This is a genomic window from Stenotrophomonas sp. YJH_SMC_94-11 (genome assembly GCF_059370435.1).
On the sequence record NZ_JCAFTR010000011.1, the window covers coordinates 110,240 to 125,918 of the forward strand.

Sequence of the window (15,679 nt, forward strand, 5' to 3'; positions counted from 1 at the left end):
TGCACGAATCCGTCGCAATCCTGAATTTCAGTCAGGTTACGTCCAGCTTGTATGATGCTGGGTTATCCCCCTGACTCCGCCGGTGCTCGTTGTGAACAGTTCTCCCCGCCGTCCCCATGCCAGCCAGGTCCAGAAGGGACTTACGCCGCATGCCCGCATCCGCAATGTCATCGCGGTCGGTTCGGGCAAGGGCGGCGTCGGCAAGTCCACCACCTCGGTGAACCTGGCCGTGGCGCTGCAGCAGCTCGGTGCGCGGGTGGGCGTGCTCGACGCCGACATCTACGGCCCCAGCGTGCCGGCCATGCTGGGGCTGTCCGGCCGCCCGGAAAGCCCGGACAACAAGAGCATCGAGCCGCTGCGTGCGTTCGGCGTGGACACCATGTCGATCGGCTACCTGATCGAAGAAGACACCCCGATGATCTGGCGCGGCCCGATGGCCACCTCGGCGATGACCCAGCTGTTCAACGATACCCTGTGGGACGACCTGGATTTCCTGCTGATCGACCTGCCGCCCGGCACGGGTGACATCCAGCTGACCCTGACCCAGAAGATTCCGCTGGCCGGTGCAGTGATCGTCACCACGCCGCAGGACATCGCCACGCTGGATGCGAAGAAGGCGCTGAAGATGTTCGAGAAGGTCGAGGTGCCGGTGCTGGGCATCGTCGAGAACATGGCGGTGCACACGTGCAGCAGCTGCGGGCACATCGAGCACCTGTTCGGCGAGGGCGGCGGCGAGCGCATGGCCGCGCAGTACGGCGTGCCGCTGCTGGGGTCGCTGCCGCTGCAGATCGGCATCCGCGAGCAGGGCGATGCAGGCACGCCGATCACCGTGGCCCAGCCGGATTCGGCACCGGCCCAGGCCTACCGCCATGCCGCGCAGCGCCTGATCGAGGAAGTCGGCAAGCGCCCGCGGGCCTCGATCCCGATCCTGTCCTCGCTGCTGTAAGTGCCGGGGCAGGGGCCGCCGGCGCAGGCCGGCCCCCTGCTAGAATCCTCGCGCCCCCTCGTACCCCCCAGGACAAAGCATGAGCATCAAGAGTGACCGTTGGATCCGCCGCATGTCCGAGCAGCACGGCATGATCGAGCCGTTCGAGGCCGGGCAGGTCAAGCAGGCCAACGGCCAGCGCATCGTCAGCTATGGCACGTCCAGCTATGGCTATGACGTGCGCTGCTCGCGCGAGTTCAAGGTGTTCACCAACATCAACTCGACGATCGTCGATCCCAAGCACTTCGATCCGGGCAGCTTCGTGGATATCGTCGGCGATGAGTGCATCATCCCGCCGAACAGCTTCGCGCTGGCGCGTACCGTGGAGTACTTCCGCATTCCGCGCGATACCCTGGTGGTGTGCCTGGGCAAGAGCACCTACGCGCGCTGCGGCATCATCGTCAACGTGACGCCGCTGGAGCCGGAATGGGAAGGCCACGTCACCCTGGAATTCAGCAACACCACGCCGCTGCCGGCGCGCATCTACGCCAACGAAGGCGTGGCGCAGATGCTGTTCTTCCAGGCGGCCGCCGATGACATCTGCGAGACGTCGTACCGCGACCGTGGCGGCAAGTACCAGGGCCAGACCGGCGTGACCCTGCCGCGGACCTGAAGATTGCAGGCGATCGGTAGCGCCGAGCCCTGCTCGGCTTCAAGGCAGGGCAGCCGAGCATGGCCCGGCTCCACATGAAGGAAGGCGGCGCAATGCGCCGCCTTCCTTATTTGCCGCGACCGAACAGCATCGCGATGCCGACACCCACCAGGGCCACCGGCCACCAGGTCAGCAGCAGCTTGGACAGGTTCAGGTGCGTCCAGCCGAGATTGCTGGCGAGCATGAACAGGCCGATCAGGATCAGCAGGACGGCGGCAACGAGGTTGAATCGCATCGGGTCGGCGAAGGCTCAGGACAGGGCCGGATATCCTAGCCGTTCCTTCCAGTAGGCGACATGCTGGTCCAGCGCCGCCGGCTCGTAGCGGTGCGCCGGGCCGCTGCCCCAGACCGGGCCCGGCCAGGCCGGATCACCGTCATGGCGGCCGATCACATGGAAGTGCAGCTGGCGCACGATATTGCCCAGCGCCCCGATGTTGATCTTTTCCACCCCGTCGGAGCCCTTCAGGGCCTTGCAGGCGCGGTTGAGCTCGGTGCGCAGCTTGTCCTGCTGCTCGCCGTCCAGCTCGATCCACTCGGTGACCCCGGCCAGGCGCGGTACCAGCACCAGCCAGGGGAATCGTTCGTCGTTCATCAGCCGCACTTGCGACAACGGTCCTTCCGCCACCAGCACGCTATCGGTGGCCAGGCGTGAATCGAGTTCGAATTCGCTCATCCAAGATGCTCCGAGAAGAAGTCCAGGGTGCGTTGCAGCGCCAGGGCGGCGCTGTCTGGATCATACGCATGTCCGACCTCCCGGTTGAAGGCATGATCGGCCGGATAGACGTAGGTGGCCATCTGCGGCAGCTTCTCGCGGTGGGCCTGCACGGCTTCCGGCGGGATGCTGCGGTCCTGGGCGCCGAAGTGGAAGATCACCGGCGCCTTGGGTGTCTCATCGAGGAACTGGACGTTGCGCGCACCGTAGTAGCTGACCGACGGCAGTCCCAGGCGCACTGCGGACAGCATCGCCACCGTACCGCCCCAGCAGTAGCCGACGGTGCCGACCTTGCCGTAGGGGGCCAGCCGGGTCGCCGCCGCGCGGACCACTTCCAGCGCACGCTCCATGCCCAGCGCGCCGACCCGTTCCAGGCCCTGCTTCACGCCTTCGGCGTCGTAGGACAGCGCGTCCGGATCGGCGTCGGGGCCATCGAGCAGGTCAAAGAACGAGGGCGCCAGCACCGCATAGCCTTCCGCCGCGAAGCGTTCGGCCACGCTGCGGATATGCGGATTGGCGCCGAAGATTTCCTGCACCACCACCAAGCCGCCGCGCGCGGTACTCTCCGGCAGGGCCTGCCAGGCCCGTACCGGGCCGTGATGCGTATCCAGGGTGATCCACTCGGCCATCGTTTCCATCTCGTTGTGGGGAACAGAACGGCATTGTCGGTGCTGCATGGGTTAGCGCGATGTCAGCGGCTGTGCGGGATCGGGCGGCTGGCCATTCAGAGCGCGGCCGCCAACCCCGGTATACTGGCGCCCTTTCAGGCCCCGGCCCCCAGGAACCCCTGCCACGACGGCAGGGGCCCAGGCCCCCAGAGTCCCGCGATTCCATGTCCCAGCTGAACCCCAAAGTCGGCTTCGTCAGCCTTGGCTGCCCGAAGGCCCTCGTCGATTCCGAGCGCATCCTCACCCAGCTCCGTTCGGAAGGCTACGACATCGTCCCGTCCTACGATTCGGCCGACGTGGTGGTGGTCAACACCTGCGGCTTCATCGATTCTGCGGTGACCGAGTCGCTGGACGCGATTGGCGAAGCGATGAACCAGAACGGCAAGGTCATCGTCACCGGCTGCCTGGGCAAGCGCCCGGAGCAGATCCGCGAGGCGTACCCCAACGTGCTGGCGGTGTCCGGCCCGCAGGATTACCAGAGCGTGATGGAAGCGGTGCATGAAGCACTGCCGCCCAAGCACGATCCGTTCGTGGACCTAGTGCCCGACTACGGTATCAAGCTGACCCCGCGCCACTACGCGTACCTGAAGATTTCCGAAGGCTGCAACCACAAATGCAGCTTCTGCATCATTCCGTCGATGCGCGGCAAGCTGGTTTCGCGCCCGGTCGACGAGGTGCTGCGTGAAGCCGAGCGCCTGGTGCGTGGCGGCGTGCGCGAGCTGCTGGTGGTTTCGCAGGACACCTCGGCCTATGGCGTGGACGTGAAGTACGCCGAAAAGATGTGGCGCGACAAGGCTTACCAGACCCGTTTGAAGGCGCTGTGCGAAGGCCTGTCGGAGCTGGATGCATGGGTGCGCATGCACTACGTGTACCCGTATCCGCACGTGGACGAAGTGGTGCCGTTGATGGCCGAGAATCGCATCCTGCCGTACCTGGATATCCCGTTCCAGCACGCCAGCCCGCGCATCCTGCGCCTGATGAAGCGCCCCGGCGCGGTGGAGAAGACCCTGGAGCGCGTGCAGAACTGGCGCCGTATCGCGCCGGACATCACTGTGCGTTCGACCTTCATCGTCGGCTTCCCGGGCGAGACCGAAGCCGAGTTCGAGGAACTGCTGTCGTTCCTTGACGAAGCGCAGCTGGATCGCGTCGGTGCGTTCGCCTATTCGCCGGTTGAGGGGGCGACCGCGAACGATCTGCCCGATGCTGTGCCGGAGGAAGTGAAGCAGGAGCGTCTGGCCCGCTTCATGGAGAAGCAGGCGCAGATTTCCGCTGCACGCCTTGAGGCCAAGATCGGCACCGTGCAGCAGTGCCTGGTCGACGCCATCGAAGGCGACATCGCCGTGGCCCGTTCCAAGGCCGATGCCCCGGAGATCGACGGCCTGGTGCACATCCAGAATGCCGACCAGGTGCCGCTGCGCGTGGGCGAATTCGTCGAGGTGGAGATCACCGAGAGCGACGAGCACGACCTGTATGGTGACGCGCTGACGGCCGCCCCCCGTCCGGCGTTCGACCTCAAGGTGCTGTGACCGCAGCGTCGGCCGCCACCGGCAACGGCGGCGGTTCACGACGCTTCGTACCGCCGCCACGTGCGGCGGTAGCTGCACGGCAGTTCGAGCATCCGCTGTTTGCCGGACTTCAGGACTCCGTGACCTGCTGGACGGCACCGCGTGGCCGTCCATCGCGGCGCTCGATGCACGTCTGGCCGTGCCTGGCAAGCGCCTGGTTGAACAGGACGCCGCGCTGCTGGCCGATGGTCTGCATTATGAGGCGCGTATCGCGCAGGGACGCATCGCCACCCGTGCCGGCAACTGGCACGACCTGTTCAATGCGCTGGTGTGGGCCTCACAGCCGCAGCTGAAGCGCGCGCTCAACGTGCGGCAGTGCCTGCATATCGAGGCGATGCCACCCGGCCAGCGCAACCGCGCGCAGGCCGCCTTGACCCAGTTCGACGAAACCGGCGTGATCGTGCGTGTGCGCGATGACTCACTGCGGGTTGCCTGGGATGCACACGACTGGCCCGCGTTGTTTGACCCGGTGAACTGGCAGAGCGGTGACATCGCCATCACTGTGGTATTCGGGCATGCGCTGATGGAACAGGCCCTGCTGCCGGGGCGATTGCTGGTCGGCAAGTGCGTGGTGGTGCAGGGCGATGTCGAAGCCGCCTGTGTCGACGTGGTGAGCGCTGCCATTTCCGAGGGCAGGGCAGTGACCGATCCGCTGCAGCTGCGTCCGCTGCCGTTGGCTGGAATCCCAGGCTGGCACGACGTGCAGGATTCTGCCTTCTACCGCAATGCCGACTATTTCCGCCCGCTGCGTGCAGGGCGCACGTACCCGCCACCGTTGTAGAGCCGAGCCCATGCTCGGCTCTACATGGACAGCGAGGTCGGGCATGGCTCGACGCTACACAGGCTCGTACTCCACGCCGATCACTGCAAAGGTGAACTGCCCGCCGGGCAGCTCCACCGAGAACTCATCATCCAGCCGCTTCTTCAGCAGCGCACGCGCCAGGGGGGAATCGATGCTGATCCAGCCCAGGCCTGCATCGGTCTCATCCGGACCGACAATGCGATAGCGGCTGGTGTCGCCGCTGTCCACGTTCTCCAGTTCCACCCACGCGCCGAAGAACACTGCGAGCGGATCGGTTGGCGTCGTATCGACCACGCGCAGCGATTCCAGCCGCTTGGTCAGGTAGCGCACGCGGCGGTCGATCTCGCCCAGTTGCTTCTTGCGGTAGGTGTACTCGGCGTTTTCGGAACGGTCGCCTTCTGCTGCAGCGGCGGCGAGCGCTTTCACCACTTCCGGGCGGCGCACGCGCCATAGCTCATCCAGTTCGGCCTTCAGTCGCGCATGCCCGGAAGCGGTGATCAGGGCGGTGCTTTTTTCTGCGGGGGGACGCCAACGGGACATGCAATACGACTTCTTTTCTGGATGACGAATGGGGAGTGGGGTCGGAGCCCTCCCTGGCGGGGGGATCCGACCCTGGGGTCAGAGCCCTTTCCAGCGGAAAGGGCTCTGACCCCGGCCGTGGCAGATCAACGCTTGCCGCCGAAGATGCCACCGAGGATGCCGCGCACGATCTGGTTGCCCAGCTTGGTGCCGACAGTGCGCGTGGTCTGCTTGGCCATGGTTTCGATCATGCCCTGGCGGCGCTTGGTGCCGAAGATCGCATCCTTGATGGCCTGGCCGAAACCACCTTCCTGAGCTTCGTCCTGCTCGCGGCTGCGCGCGGCCGGCGCCTGTGCCTGCTCGATGCTCTTCTGCGCGCGCTGGGCCAGCAGTTCGGCGGCCGATTCGCGGTTGATCGCGGTGTCGTAGCGGCTGCCGACCGGGCTGCCGGCGCGTACCTGTGCACGCTCGGCCTCGGTGATCGGCCCCATCCGGCAGCGCGGCGGCGCGATCAACGTCTGCTGCACGGGCATCGGCACGCCCTTGTCCTGCAGCGTGGATACCAGTGCCTCGCCGGTGCCGAGCTGGCTCAGCACCTTGGCCACGTCCAGCTTCGGATTCGGCACGAACGTCTCGGCCGCGGTTTTCACCGCCTTCTGGTCGCGCGGGGTGAACGCACGCAGTGCGTGCTGAACGCGATTGCCCAGCTGGCCGAGAATGTTGCCCGGCACGTCGTCGGGGAACTGCGAGCAGAAGTACACGCCCACGCCCTTGGAACGGATCAGGCGCACCACCTGCTCGATGCGCTGCACCAGCGACGGCGGTGCATCATCGAACAGCAGGTGCGCCTCGTCGAAGATGAAGACCAGCTTCGGCTTGTCCAGGTCGCCCACTTCCGGCAGCTGCTCGAACAGTTCCGACAGCAGCCACAGCAGGAAGGTGGAATAGAGCTTGGGCTTGAGCACCAGCTGGTCGGCGGCGAGGATGCCGATCATGCCGCGGCCGTCGTGGTTGACCCGCATGATGTCGGCCAGTTCAAGTGCCGGTTCGCCGAAGAAATTCTCGCCACCGTCCTGCGCCAGGCGCAGCACCGAACGCTGGATCGCCGCGATCGACTGCGCACTGACCAGGCCGTACTCGGTGGAAATGTCCTTGCGCTCCTCGGCAACCAGGCCGAGCAGGGCGCGCAGGTCGTCCATGTCCAGCAGCAGCAGGCCGCGGTCGTCGGCCAGCTTGAATACGATGTCGAGTACCCCGGCCTGGGTGTCGTTCAATTCGAGGATGCGCGACAGCAGGGTCGGGCCCATCTCGCTGACCGTGGTGCGCACCGGGTGGCCCAGTTTGCCGTACAGGTCCCAGAAGATGGTGGGGCTGGCGGCCGGCGCATAGTCGGCCACGCCGATCTCGGCGGCACGCTGGAGCAGGTTTTCTGCGCCGGTGCCGGGCACGGCCAGGCCGGAGACATCGCCCTTCACATCGGCCAGGAACACCGGCACGCCCCGTCGCGAGAAGCCCTCGGCCAGGGTCATCAGGGTCACGGTCTTGCCGGTACCGGTGGCGCCGGCCACCAGGCCGTGGCGGTTGCCGAGTTTCGGCAGCAGGGTGACGGCAACATCGTCGGTAATGCCTTTGCCGAGCAGAATCGGATCCATGGTCCAGCCCTTGTGATGAATAGCCCAATGTTAACCGCCGGCAGTGACGGTCCGAAGGTCGGCTTGCCCGGACCTTGGCGGCGCCGCTACTCTGCCTGCCTGTTTCGCACACAGTGCCATCAATGCCCGTTCCTGTCCTGATTTCCCGCGGTTGGCCGCTGCTGGCCCTGGCCGGCCTGGTTTCCCTGGCGCCCGACGCCCACGCACAGCGGGTTTCGGCCCGGGACAAGGTGAAGGTGGATGCGCTGCAGCAGCGCATGACCGCCGCCGAAAAGCGCTACGGCGATGCCCTGCTGCTGGTCGCCAACGCCGATCCCAAGGGCAGCAACGAAGCCGATGCCGCGCTGGAGGACATGGAAGATGTCCTCAACGACTGCGTCAAGCAGAAGGGCTGCCAGATGGGGACCCTGCTGGCCAGCTACAAGCGCCTGCTCAAGCACGACGCCGATGCCGCCGCCAGCGATGACGTGGCCGATGAGGGCGGTGACCGTCTGGAAGCCGACCCGGACCACATCGGCCCCCTCACCGCCGACGTGCCCGAGGCCGCGCGCGCTGCCGCGCTGTTGAACGACAAGCGGCACGCCTTCGACAGCATGGTCGAGTACAACCCGGCGGTGCAGGCCGGCATCCGTCGCTGGCTGACCGACATGCGACCGGCGCTGCTGACCAGCTACGAAAATTACCAGAACCTGCGCGCGGTGATGTGGCCGGAGTGGGAAAAGCGCGGCCTGCCCGAGGCGCTGCTGTTCGGGATCATGGCCAAGGAATCCAACGGCCGTGTGCATGCTTCCTCGCGCGCCGGCGCCGCCGGCCTGATGCAGTTCATGCCGGCCACCGGCCGCCGTTTCGGCCTGGGCCCGGACGGCACCGGCTTCGATACCCGCTTCGACGCGCGCAGCGCCGCTGAAGCCAGCGCCAGCTACCTCAACGAGCGCCTGCGCGAACTGAACAACAACGTGGAAATGTCGGTGGCCGCCTACAACGGTGGCGAAGGCCGTGCCGCGCGCGTGTTCAAGCAGAGCGCCGGCCAGAGCTTCTGGACCGACAGTGTCTACAACCAGTTCCCGGGCGAGACCAAGGACTACGTGCCGATGGTGATTGCCGCGGCCTGGATCTTCCTGCACCCGCAGCAGTACGGCGTGGAGTTCCCGAAGATCAGCGCGCAGCCGGCCACGCTGCGGCTGGCAAAGTCCACCACCATCTATGAATTGACCATCTGCCTGGGCAGCCACGGTACCCGCGATGGCTACATGCGTGCGCTGCGCAACCTCAACCCGCGCTATGAGGCCGATGGCTGGATTCCGGCCGGTACGCTGATCAACGCCACCACCCGCATCGCCGGCCTGTACCAGCGCAACTGTGTCAGTGGTCCGCGTGCCGACCTCGCCCGCACGCTGATCACCGCTGATCTCAACGCGGCGATCAAGCGCCCGACCGCGGCGAGCTATACCGGCAGCGTGGCGGTGGGTGGTGTGGTGCCGGTGGCCGACGCGGCCGCATCCACCAGTGTGGCGACCGCACCGGTGGCTGCAGTGGCGGCACCGCGCCCGGCGCCGGCCGCCCGGCCGAAGCCGGCGCGCAGCCACAAGGTGGGTCGGGGGGAGACCCTGGGCGCCATCGCCGCGAAGTTCCAGTGCGACCTGCCGACCCTGGCCCGCGCCAACGGCCTGAAGGCGCCGGCCTACAGCCTGCGCCAGGGCCAGACGCTGAAGCTGCAGGGCTGCGACAAGTAATTCCCAAGACCACTGGAATCCGTATGGACCTCGAAGCCACCCGCAACCTGTTCGCCAACCTCCGCGAGAACACCGACTGGGACATCAACGGCCCGTTGCTGTGGGGGTATTTCTTCGTCCACGCCAGTGCCGAGCCGCTGCAGGCGCTGGCCCAGCACCTGCAGGCGCAGGGCTACACGTTCGTGGAACTGTTCGAGCAGGAACCGGAAGAGGGCGACGCGCCGTTCCACGTGCTGCACGTGGAGCGGGTGGAAATCCACGACGAAGCCTCGCTGGACCGCCGCAACCAGGAATTCGCGGCGCTGGCGGCGGAGCACGGCGTGGAAGACTACGACGGCATGGACGTCGGCCCAGCACCGGTCCTGCAGTAATCCGCTTCTGACTGTAGAGCCGAGCCCGTGCTCGGCTCTACAGACCCGGTAGTGCCGGCCGCTGGCCGGCATTCCGTTGAATCCATCCACGCGTCGCGTGGATCTACGGTCAGCGCAGCTTTGCCAGGGCCTGGCCCAGCTGCACAGGGCTCTCGGCGCCCAGCTGCGGGGCGAATTCGGCTACGCCCGGCGGCAGCAGCACCACCACGGTCGAGCCGTAATTGAAGCGTGCCATCTCGGCGAAACGCTCCAGCTTGATGCCCTGGCCGCGGTAGTCCTTGCGGGTGATGCGATCGCCGTAGGCCGGGATCTCCTCGCCGCTCCACACGGTTTCCACGCCGGATACCAGCAGCGCGCCGACCATCACGCTGACCATCGGGCCGAAGCTGGTGTCGAAGTGGCAGACCAGGCGCTCGTTGCGGGCGAACAGGCGCGGCACCCCGTTGACGGCCGCAGGACCGACACTGAACAGGCGTCCTGGCACGTGCACGGTTTCACGCAGGGTGCCGGTCCACGGCATGTGCACGCGGTGGTAGTCGCGCGGTGACAGGTACACGGTGGCGTACAGACCGTCGTTGTACGGCTTGGCATCCTCGTCGCTGCCCAGCAGTTCGGCGGCAGTGAACGACTGGCCCTTGGCCTGGAAGATGCGGCCGGCCTCGATCTTCCCCAGCTGGCTGATGCGGCCGTCGGCCGGCATCACCAGGCTGCGCGGATCGGCATCGGCCACGCGCGCGCCCGGCTTCAGCGCGCGGGTGAAGAACTGGTTGAAGGTCGCATAGCTGCGCGGGTCCGGGTTGGCCGCTTCGTCCAGGTTGACGTTGAACTTGCGGGTGACGGTGTCGATCAGCCAGCGCGACACGCGCGGATCGTCCGAGTACGCCAGCGAGCGTGCCATCGAGGACAGCAGGCGATGGGGCAGGGCGTACGTCAGGGCGGTGGTGAGGCTCATGGGGCGGTTTTCTCGGTCAGCTTCTGCAGGTCGCGGGCGATCGCCGGCGCATTGAACGGGGGGCGCACCAGGCCGGCAAGGCGGCCCTGCGGGTCGAGCACGGCCAGGCTGGCCGAATGCTCGACGGTGTAATCCTCGGGGTTTTCGTCGAAATGCTTGCCCGGCACTTTCTGGAACACGAAACCCAGCGAGGTGGCGAAGCGCTCCAGCGAGGGGATATCCGCGGTGGCGGCCAGGGTGTCCTTGTGGAAGCCGTGCACGTACTCGCCGAGGCGGGTGGCGCTGTCGCGGTCCGGGTCGACCGAGATGAACAGCACGCGCGGGCGCAGGCCATCGGGCAGGGCCTCCCACTGGTTCTGCGCACCGGCCAGCTCGGCCAGGGTGGTCGGGCAGACGTCCGGGCAGAAGGTGAAGCCCAGGAACACCAGGGTCCAGTGGCCCTTCAGTTCGCCCGGGATCAGGCGGGTGCCGTCGGACTGGGCCAGGTTGAAGTCGGGCAGTTCACGCGGCTGCGGGTACAGGGTGATCGCTTCGGTGGCCGGGGCGTTGGCCGGCGGCTTCGGCGCGAACACCTGCTGGGCGGCGAGCAGGCCAAGCCCCGCCGCCAGGGCGATCAGCAGGATGATGCCGGCATTGCGATTGAACATGGGGGCTCCCACGCGAAATGGGCTCCATCATACCGGCTGCGGCACGATCGTTTCTGCCGCAACGGATGCTGCCGCGGGCGCCAGCCCCTATAATCGGGGGCCACTTTGCCCGCAGTACCGCCATGACCGCTGAAACGGCCGCCGAACTCCACACGATCATCGATCTGATCCGCTACGGCACCAGCCGTTTCAACGAAGCCGGGCTGACCTTCGGGCACAGCTACGACAATGCGCTGGACGAGGCGACCCAGCTGGTGCTGCACAGCCTGCACCTGCCGCACGACCTCGGCCCGGCCTACGGCCAGGCACGCCTGCTGCGGGCCGAAAAGCTGCGCGTGCTGGAACTGTTCCAGCGTCGCATCGACGAACGCATCCCCGCTGCCTACCTGACCGGTGAGGCCTGGTTCGCCGGCCTGAGCTTCAAGAGTGACACGCGCGCGCTGGTGCCGCGCTCGCCGATCGCCGAACTGATCGAATGTGGTTTCGAACCGTGGCTGGCCGGCCGCGATGTCAGCCGCGCGCTGGATCTTTGCACCGGTTCGGGCTGCATCGCCATCGCCATGGGCCACTACTACCCGAACTGGGAAGTGGACGGCGTCGACCTGAGTGACGACGCACTGTCGCTGGCCGAGGAGAACAAGGAGCGCCTGCAGGCGCACAACGTCACCCTGATCAAGTCGGACCTGTTCAATGGCCTGACCGGCCGCCACTACGACCTGATCGTCACCAACCCGCCGTACGTCACCAACGACGAGACTGATGCCCTCCCGCAGGAGTATTCCTACGAGCCGGAAATGGGCCTGCGTGCCGGTGACGATGGCCTGGACCTGGTGCTGAAGATCCTGCGCGATGCCCCGCTGCACCTGAGCGAAGACGGTCTGCTGATCTGTGAAGTGGGTGAGTCCGAACAGCATCTGGTCAAGCTGCTGCCGGAAGTCGATTTTTCCTGGATCGAGTTCAAGGTCGGCCAGATGGGCATCTTCGCGGTCGAATGCCGCGAGCTGATCGCCCACAGCGCACGCATCACCGAACTGGCGGCGCAGCGCCCGTGAGCTCCAATTCGTTCGGCAAGCTGTTCACCGTCACCACGTTCGGCGAGTCGCACGGGCCGGCCATCGGCTGCGTGATCGATGGCTGCCCTCCGGGGCTGGCGCTGGACGCGGCCGAATTCGCCCACGACCTGCAGCGCCGTGCGACTGGCAAGAGCCGGCACACTTCCGCGCGGCGCGAGGCCGACGAGGTCGAGATCCTGTCCGGCGTATACGAGGGCCTGACCACCGGCACCCCGATCGCGCTGCTGATCCGCAACACCGACCAGCGCAGCAAGGATTACGCCAATATCGGCCAGCAGTTCCGCCCGGGCCATGCTGACTACAGTTACTGGCACAAGTACGGCATCCGCGATCCGCGTGGCGGTGGCCGTTCCTCGGCACGCGAGACCACCATGCGCGTGGCCGCCGGCGTGGTCGCCAAGAAGTGGCTGGCCGAGCGTTTCGGCGTTACCGTGCGTGGCTACCTGTCGCAGCTGGGCGACATCACTCCGGCCGGTTTCGACTGGTCGGCGGTGGAAGACAATCCGTTCTTCTGGCCGCACGCCGCACAGGTGCCCGAGCTGGAGGCGTACATGGATGCGCTGCGCAAGTCTGGCGACTCGGTCGGTGCGCGCGTGGACGTGGTCGCCGACAACGTGCCGCCGGGCTGGGGCGAGCCGATCTACGGCAAGCTTGACGGCGAACTGGCCGCTGCGCTGATGAGCATCAATGCGGTGAAGGGCGTGGAGATCGGCGACGGATTCGCCAGCGCCGCGCAGAAGGGCACCGAGCACCGTGACTTGCTGACGCCGCAGGGCTTCGCCAGCAACCATGCCGGCGGCATCCTCGGTGGCATCTCCACCGGTCAGCCGGTCGTTGCGTCGATCGCCCTGAAGCCGACGTCCAGCCTGCGCCTGCCGGGCCCGTCGCTGGATACGGCCGGCAACGTGGTCGAGGTGGTCACCACCGGCCGCCACGATCCCTGCGTCGGCATCCGCGCCACGCCCATCGCCGAGGCGATGGTGGCGCTGGTGCTGATGGACCAAGCGCTGCGTCATCGAGCGCAGTGCGGCGATGTCGGCACGATCACCCCGCGCATTCCCGGGCAGATCGATGGCTGACACGCGGCCGACCGTGTGGGTGAGCCAGCCGCTGATCGAGGCGGCCATCGCGCCGCTGCGCGATCGCGTGCAGCTGCGCAGCACCGACACCGTCACCGCCTGGTCGCCGGACCAGATCGCCGCACAGCTGGCCAGCGCCGACGGCGCGATCATCACCCTCAACGAGCGCATCGGTGCGGCCCAGGTAGCCGATGCCACGCAGCTGAAGGTGATCGCCAATGTCGGCGTCGGCTACAACAACCTGGATGTCGACGCGCTCAGCGCGGCCGGCATCCTGGCCAGCAACACGCCGGACGTGTTGACCGAAACCACCGCCGATCTCGGTTTCGCGCTGCTGATGGCAACCGCGCGCCGGATCACTGAGTCCGAGCGCTGGCTGCGTGAAGGGCAGTGGCAGCAGTGGTCGTTCCAGACCATGCTGGGCGCGGATGTCCATGGCAGCACGCTGGGCATCCTTGGCATGGGCCGCATCGGCCAGGGCATCGCCCGCCGCGGCGCGCACGGTTTCGGCATGAAGGTGCTGTACCACAACCGTTCACGGTTGCCGGCCGCTACCGAGGCGTCGCTCAGCGCGACCTACGTGGACCTGGATACGCTGCTGGCACAGTCCGACCATCTGGTAACGGTGCTGCCCTACACGCCGGCCTCGCATCACATCATCGATGCGGCTGCGCTGGGGAAGATGAAGCCGACGGCAACCCTGGTGAACATCGCCCGCGGCGGCATCGTCGACGAACTGGCGCTGGCCGAAGCGCTGGCCAACGGCCACCTGGCTGCCGCCGGCCTGGATGTGTACGAGGGCGAGCCGAAGGTGCGCCCGGAGCTGCTGGCGCTGCGCAACGTGGTGCTCACTCCGCATATCGGCAGCGCCTCGCTGGCCACGCGCACGGCGATGGTACAGCTGGCTGTGGATAATCTGGCTGCCGGGCTCGGCCTGGACGGCGGCCCGTCGCGCATGCCGAGCGCGATCAACGCTGACGCGGCGATGGCCGCGCGCGTGACGCTGGGCAAAAAAACCGGGAAACGATAGGGAACCTCCGCGCGCTCCGCTTGAGGAGGTTCCCCGAACCCAGCTGTCGTGCGTGTTTTTCCCCCATTCCCGTTTTCGTGAGAGTTCCCCATGAGCAATGCACAGCGCAGTTTCCACGTCGCCGTCGTCGGTGCCACCGGCGCCGTTGGCGAGACCATGTTGTCGATCCTGGCCGAGCGTGATTTCCCGGTCGGCACCCTGAGCGTCCTCGCCTCCGAGCGTTCGGCCGGTGGCGAGATTGAATTCAACGGCCAGAAGGTCAAGGTCCAGGACCTGGCCACCTTCGATCCGACCGGTGTCGAGATCGCGCTGTTCTCGGCTGGCGGCAGCGTGTCCAAGGAATACGCACCGAAGTTCGCCGCCGCCGGTGCGGTGGTGATCGACAACTCCTCGGCCTTCCGTTACGACGATGACGTGCCGCTGGTGGTGTCCGAGGTCAACCCGGAACAGGTCGCCAACCGTCCGCGCGGCATCATCGCCAACCCGAACTGCTCGACCATGCAGATGCTGGTGGCGCTGGCGCCGCTGCACCGCAAGTACGGCATCGAGCGCATCAACGTCTCCACCTACCAGTCGGTGTCCGGCGGTGGTCGTTCGGCCACCGAGGAGCTGGGCAAGCAGACCGGCCAGCTGCTCAGCTTCCAGGAGATCGATCCGCAGCGCTTCCCGGTGCAGATCGCCTTCAACCTGATCCCGCACATCGACGACTTCCAGGACAACGGCTTCACCAAGGAAGAGATGAAGCTGATCTGGGAAACCCGCAAGATCCTGGGTGACGACAGCATCCTGGTGAACCCGACCGCGGTGCGCGTGCCGGTGTTCTACGGCCACTCCGAGTCGGTGGCGATCGAGACCCGCGACAAGGTCACCGTCGCTGAAGCGCGCGCGCTGCTGGAGCAGTCGCCGGGCATCGAAGTGGTGGATCGTCACGAGGCCGGTGGCTATCCGACTCCGGTTACCCATGCTTCGGGGACCGATGCGGTGTATGTCGGCCGTATCCGCGAGGACCTGTCGCACCCGCGTGGCCTGAACCTGTGGATCGTGTCGGACAACGTGCGCAAGGGCGCTGCCCTGAACGCCGTGCAGCTGGCCGAGCTGGTCGCCGCCGAACAGCGTTGATCACCGTGGTTGCCTGACCGGTAGTGCCGGCCGCTGGCCGGCATTGCCGTGATGGGCATGTGGTGGTGCCGGCCAGCGGCCAGCACCGCCGAAGGTCCCCCTCGGTGGATGCGGACCGCG

At 66.8% G+C, this 15,679-nt stretch carries 16 protein-coding genes and 1 pseudogene; 10 read left to right on the top strand and 7 right to left on the bottom strand.

What is annotated here, in order from left to right:
• The first annotated feature begins 91 nt into the window (after nucleotides 1-91).
• Both apbC and dcd read left to right on the top strand, forming a co-directional pair.
• Entirely contained in the window at nucleotides 92-946 is an 855-nt protein-coding gene (apbC, locus tag AC5P74_RS17855; RefSeq protein WP_005418013.1) for an iron-sulfur cluster carrier protein ApbC, read from the top strand.
• 79 nt (nucleotides 947-1,025) lie between these two features.
• Nucleotides 1,026-1,598, top strand: a complete 573-nt coding sequence (gene dcd, locus AC5P74_RS17860; RefSeq protein WP_005418012.1) for a dCTP deaminase — start codon at nucleotides 1,026-1,028, stop codon at nucleotides 1,596-1,598.
• A gap of 106 nt (nucleotides 1,599-1,704) precedes the next feature.
• Here dcd and AC5P74_RS17865 read toward each other — a convergent pair whose 3' ends face one another.
• From AC5P74_RS17865 to AC5P74_RS17875, 3 genes are read right to left on the bottom strand one after another with little or no spacing between them, the layout of a single operon-like run.
• Nucleotides 1,705-1,872 carry a LiaI-LiaF-like domain-containing protein gene (locus AC5P74_RS17865; protein ID WP_005418011.1) on the bottom strand — a complete coding sequence of 56 codons (168 nt, stop codon included), beginning with the start codon at nucleotides 1,870-1,872 and terminating at the stop codon, nucleotides 1,705-1,707.
• Nucleotides 1,873-1,887: 15 nt separating this feature from the next.
• The gene (locus AC5P74_RS17870; RefSeq protein ID WP_049414742.1) at nucleotides 1,888-2,310 is read right to left on the bottom strand and encodes an HIT domain-containing protein; all 423 of its coding nucleotides are present in this window, start codon (nucleotides 2,308-2,310) and stop codon (nucleotides 1,888-1,890) included.
• Nucleotides 2,307-2,978, bottom strand: a complete 672-nt coding sequence (locus AC5P74_RS17875) for a dienelactone hydrolase family protein (RefSeq protein WP_346607929.1) — start codon at nucleotides 2,976-2,978, stop codon at nucleotides 2,307-2,309. The genes AC5P74_RS17870 and AC5P74_RS17875 overlap by 4 nt, the downstream gene beginning before the upstream one ends.
• A gap of 203 nt (nucleotides 2,979-3,181) precedes the next feature.
• Between AC5P74_RS17875 and rimO the strand changes: the two genes are divergently transcribed.
• Together rimO and AC5P74_RS17885 are read left to right on the top strand one after the other, a co-directional pair.
• Complete coding sequence (gene rimO, locus AC5P74_RS17880; protein ID WP_005418008.1) at nucleotides 3,182-4,543, top strand: 30S ribosomal protein S12 methylthiotransferase RimO; 1,362 nt, start codon at nucleotides 3,182-3,184, stop codon at nucleotides 4,541-4,543.
• Nucleotides 4,540-5,363 (top strand): annotated as a pseudogene (locus AC5P74_RS17885) (DUF3025 domain-containing protein). Before rimO ends, AC5P74_RS17885 begins: the two are co-directional and overlap by 4 nt.
• Nucleotides 5,364-5,417: 54 nt before the next feature.
• Here AC5P74_RS17885 and greB read toward each other — a convergent pair.
• Together greB and AC5P74_RS17895 are read right to left on the bottom strand one after the other, a co-directional pair.
• The gene (greB, locus tag AC5P74_RS17890; RefSeq protein ID WP_005418006.1) at nucleotides 5,418-5,924 is read right to left on the bottom strand and encodes a transcription elongation factor GreB; all 507 of its coding nucleotides are present in this window, start codon (nucleotides 5,922-5,924) and stop codon (nucleotides 5,418-5,420) included.
• A 125-nt stretch (nucleotides 5,925-6,049) separates the two neighbouring features.
• The gene (locus tag AC5P74_RS17895; RefSeq protein WP_005418005.1) at nucleotides 6,050-7,555 is read right to left on the bottom strand and encodes a helicase HerA-like domain-containing protein; all 1,506 of its coding nucleotides are present in this window, start codon (nucleotides 7,553-7,555) and stop codon (nucleotides 6,050-6,052) included.
• 122 nt (nucleotides 7,556-7,677) lie between these two features.
• Here AC5P74_RS17895 and AC5P74_RS17900 point away from each other — a divergent pair, with 122 nt between their 5' ends.
• Complete coding sequence (locus tag AC5P74_RS17900) at nucleotides 7,678-9,288, top strand: transglycosylase SLT domain-containing protein (RefSeq protein WP_253135210.1); 1,611 nt, start codon at nucleotides 7,678-7,680, stop codon at nucleotides 9,286-9,288.
• Nucleotides 9,289-9,311: 23 nt separating this feature from the next.
• Nucleotides 9,312-9,659 (top strand): ribonuclease E inhibitor RraB, encoded by a 348-nt coding sequence (locus AC5P74_RS17905; protein ID WP_049414732.1) that lies wholly within the window; start codon nucleotides 9,312-9,314, stop codon nucleotides 9,657-9,659.
• Between the two features lie 109 nt (nucleotides 9,660-9,768).
• On the opposite strand, the gene asd is transcribed toward AC5P74_RS17905, so the two are convergent.
• Nucleotides 9,769-10,611: an archaetidylserine decarboxylase gene (asd, locus tag AC5P74_RS17910; protein WP_053501139.1), complete on the bottom strand. Its 843-nt coding sequence runs from the start codon at nucleotides 10,609-10,611 to the stop codon at nucleotides 9,769-9,771.
• Nucleotides 10,608-11,258 (bottom strand): SCO family protein, encoded by a 651-nt coding sequence (locus AC5P74_RS17915; RefSeq protein WP_005417991.1) that lies wholly within the window; start codon nucleotides 11,256-11,258, stop codon nucleotides 10,608-10,610. The genes asd and AC5P74_RS17915 overlap by 4 nt, the downstream gene beginning before the upstream one ends.
• 122 nt (nucleotides 11,259-11,380) lie before the next feature.
• Between AC5P74_RS17915 and prmB the strand changes: the two genes are divergently transcribed.
• The 4 genes from prmB to AC5P74_RS17935 all read left to right on the top strand — a co-directional run bounded on the left by prmB (nucleotide 11,381) and on the right by AC5P74_RS17935 (nucleotide 15,559).
• A complete protein-coding gene (gene prmB / locus AC5P74_RS17920; protein WP_053500256.1) occupies nucleotides 11,381-12,310 on the top strand; it encodes a 50S ribosomal protein L3 N(5)-glutamine methyltransferase in 930 nt (309 codons plus the stop codon).
• Nucleotides 12,307-13,410, top strand: coding sequence for a chorismate synthase (gene aroC, locus AC5P74_RS17925; protein WP_053500252.1), 1,104 nt, complete (start codon nucleotides 12,307-12,309; stop codon nucleotides 13,408-13,410). Before prmB ends, aroC begins: the two co-directional genes overlap by 4 nt.
• Nucleotides 13,403-14,440: a 2-hydroxyacid dehydrogenase gene (locus AC5P74_RS17930; RefSeq protein ID WP_346607860.1), complete on the top strand. Its 1,038-nt coding sequence runs from the start codon at nucleotides 13,403-13,405 to the stop codon at nucleotides 14,438-14,440. The genes aroC and AC5P74_RS17930 overlap by 8 nt, the downstream gene beginning before the upstream one ends.
• Before the next feature lie 90 nt (nucleotides 14,441-14,530).
• Nucleotides 14,531-15,559, top strand: coding sequence for an aspartate-semialdehyde dehydrogenase (locus AC5P74_RS17935; protein WP_053500248.1), 1,029 nt, complete (start codon nucleotides 14,531-14,533; stop codon nucleotides 15,557-15,559).
• Nucleotides 15,560-15,679: the final 120 nt, after the last annotated feature.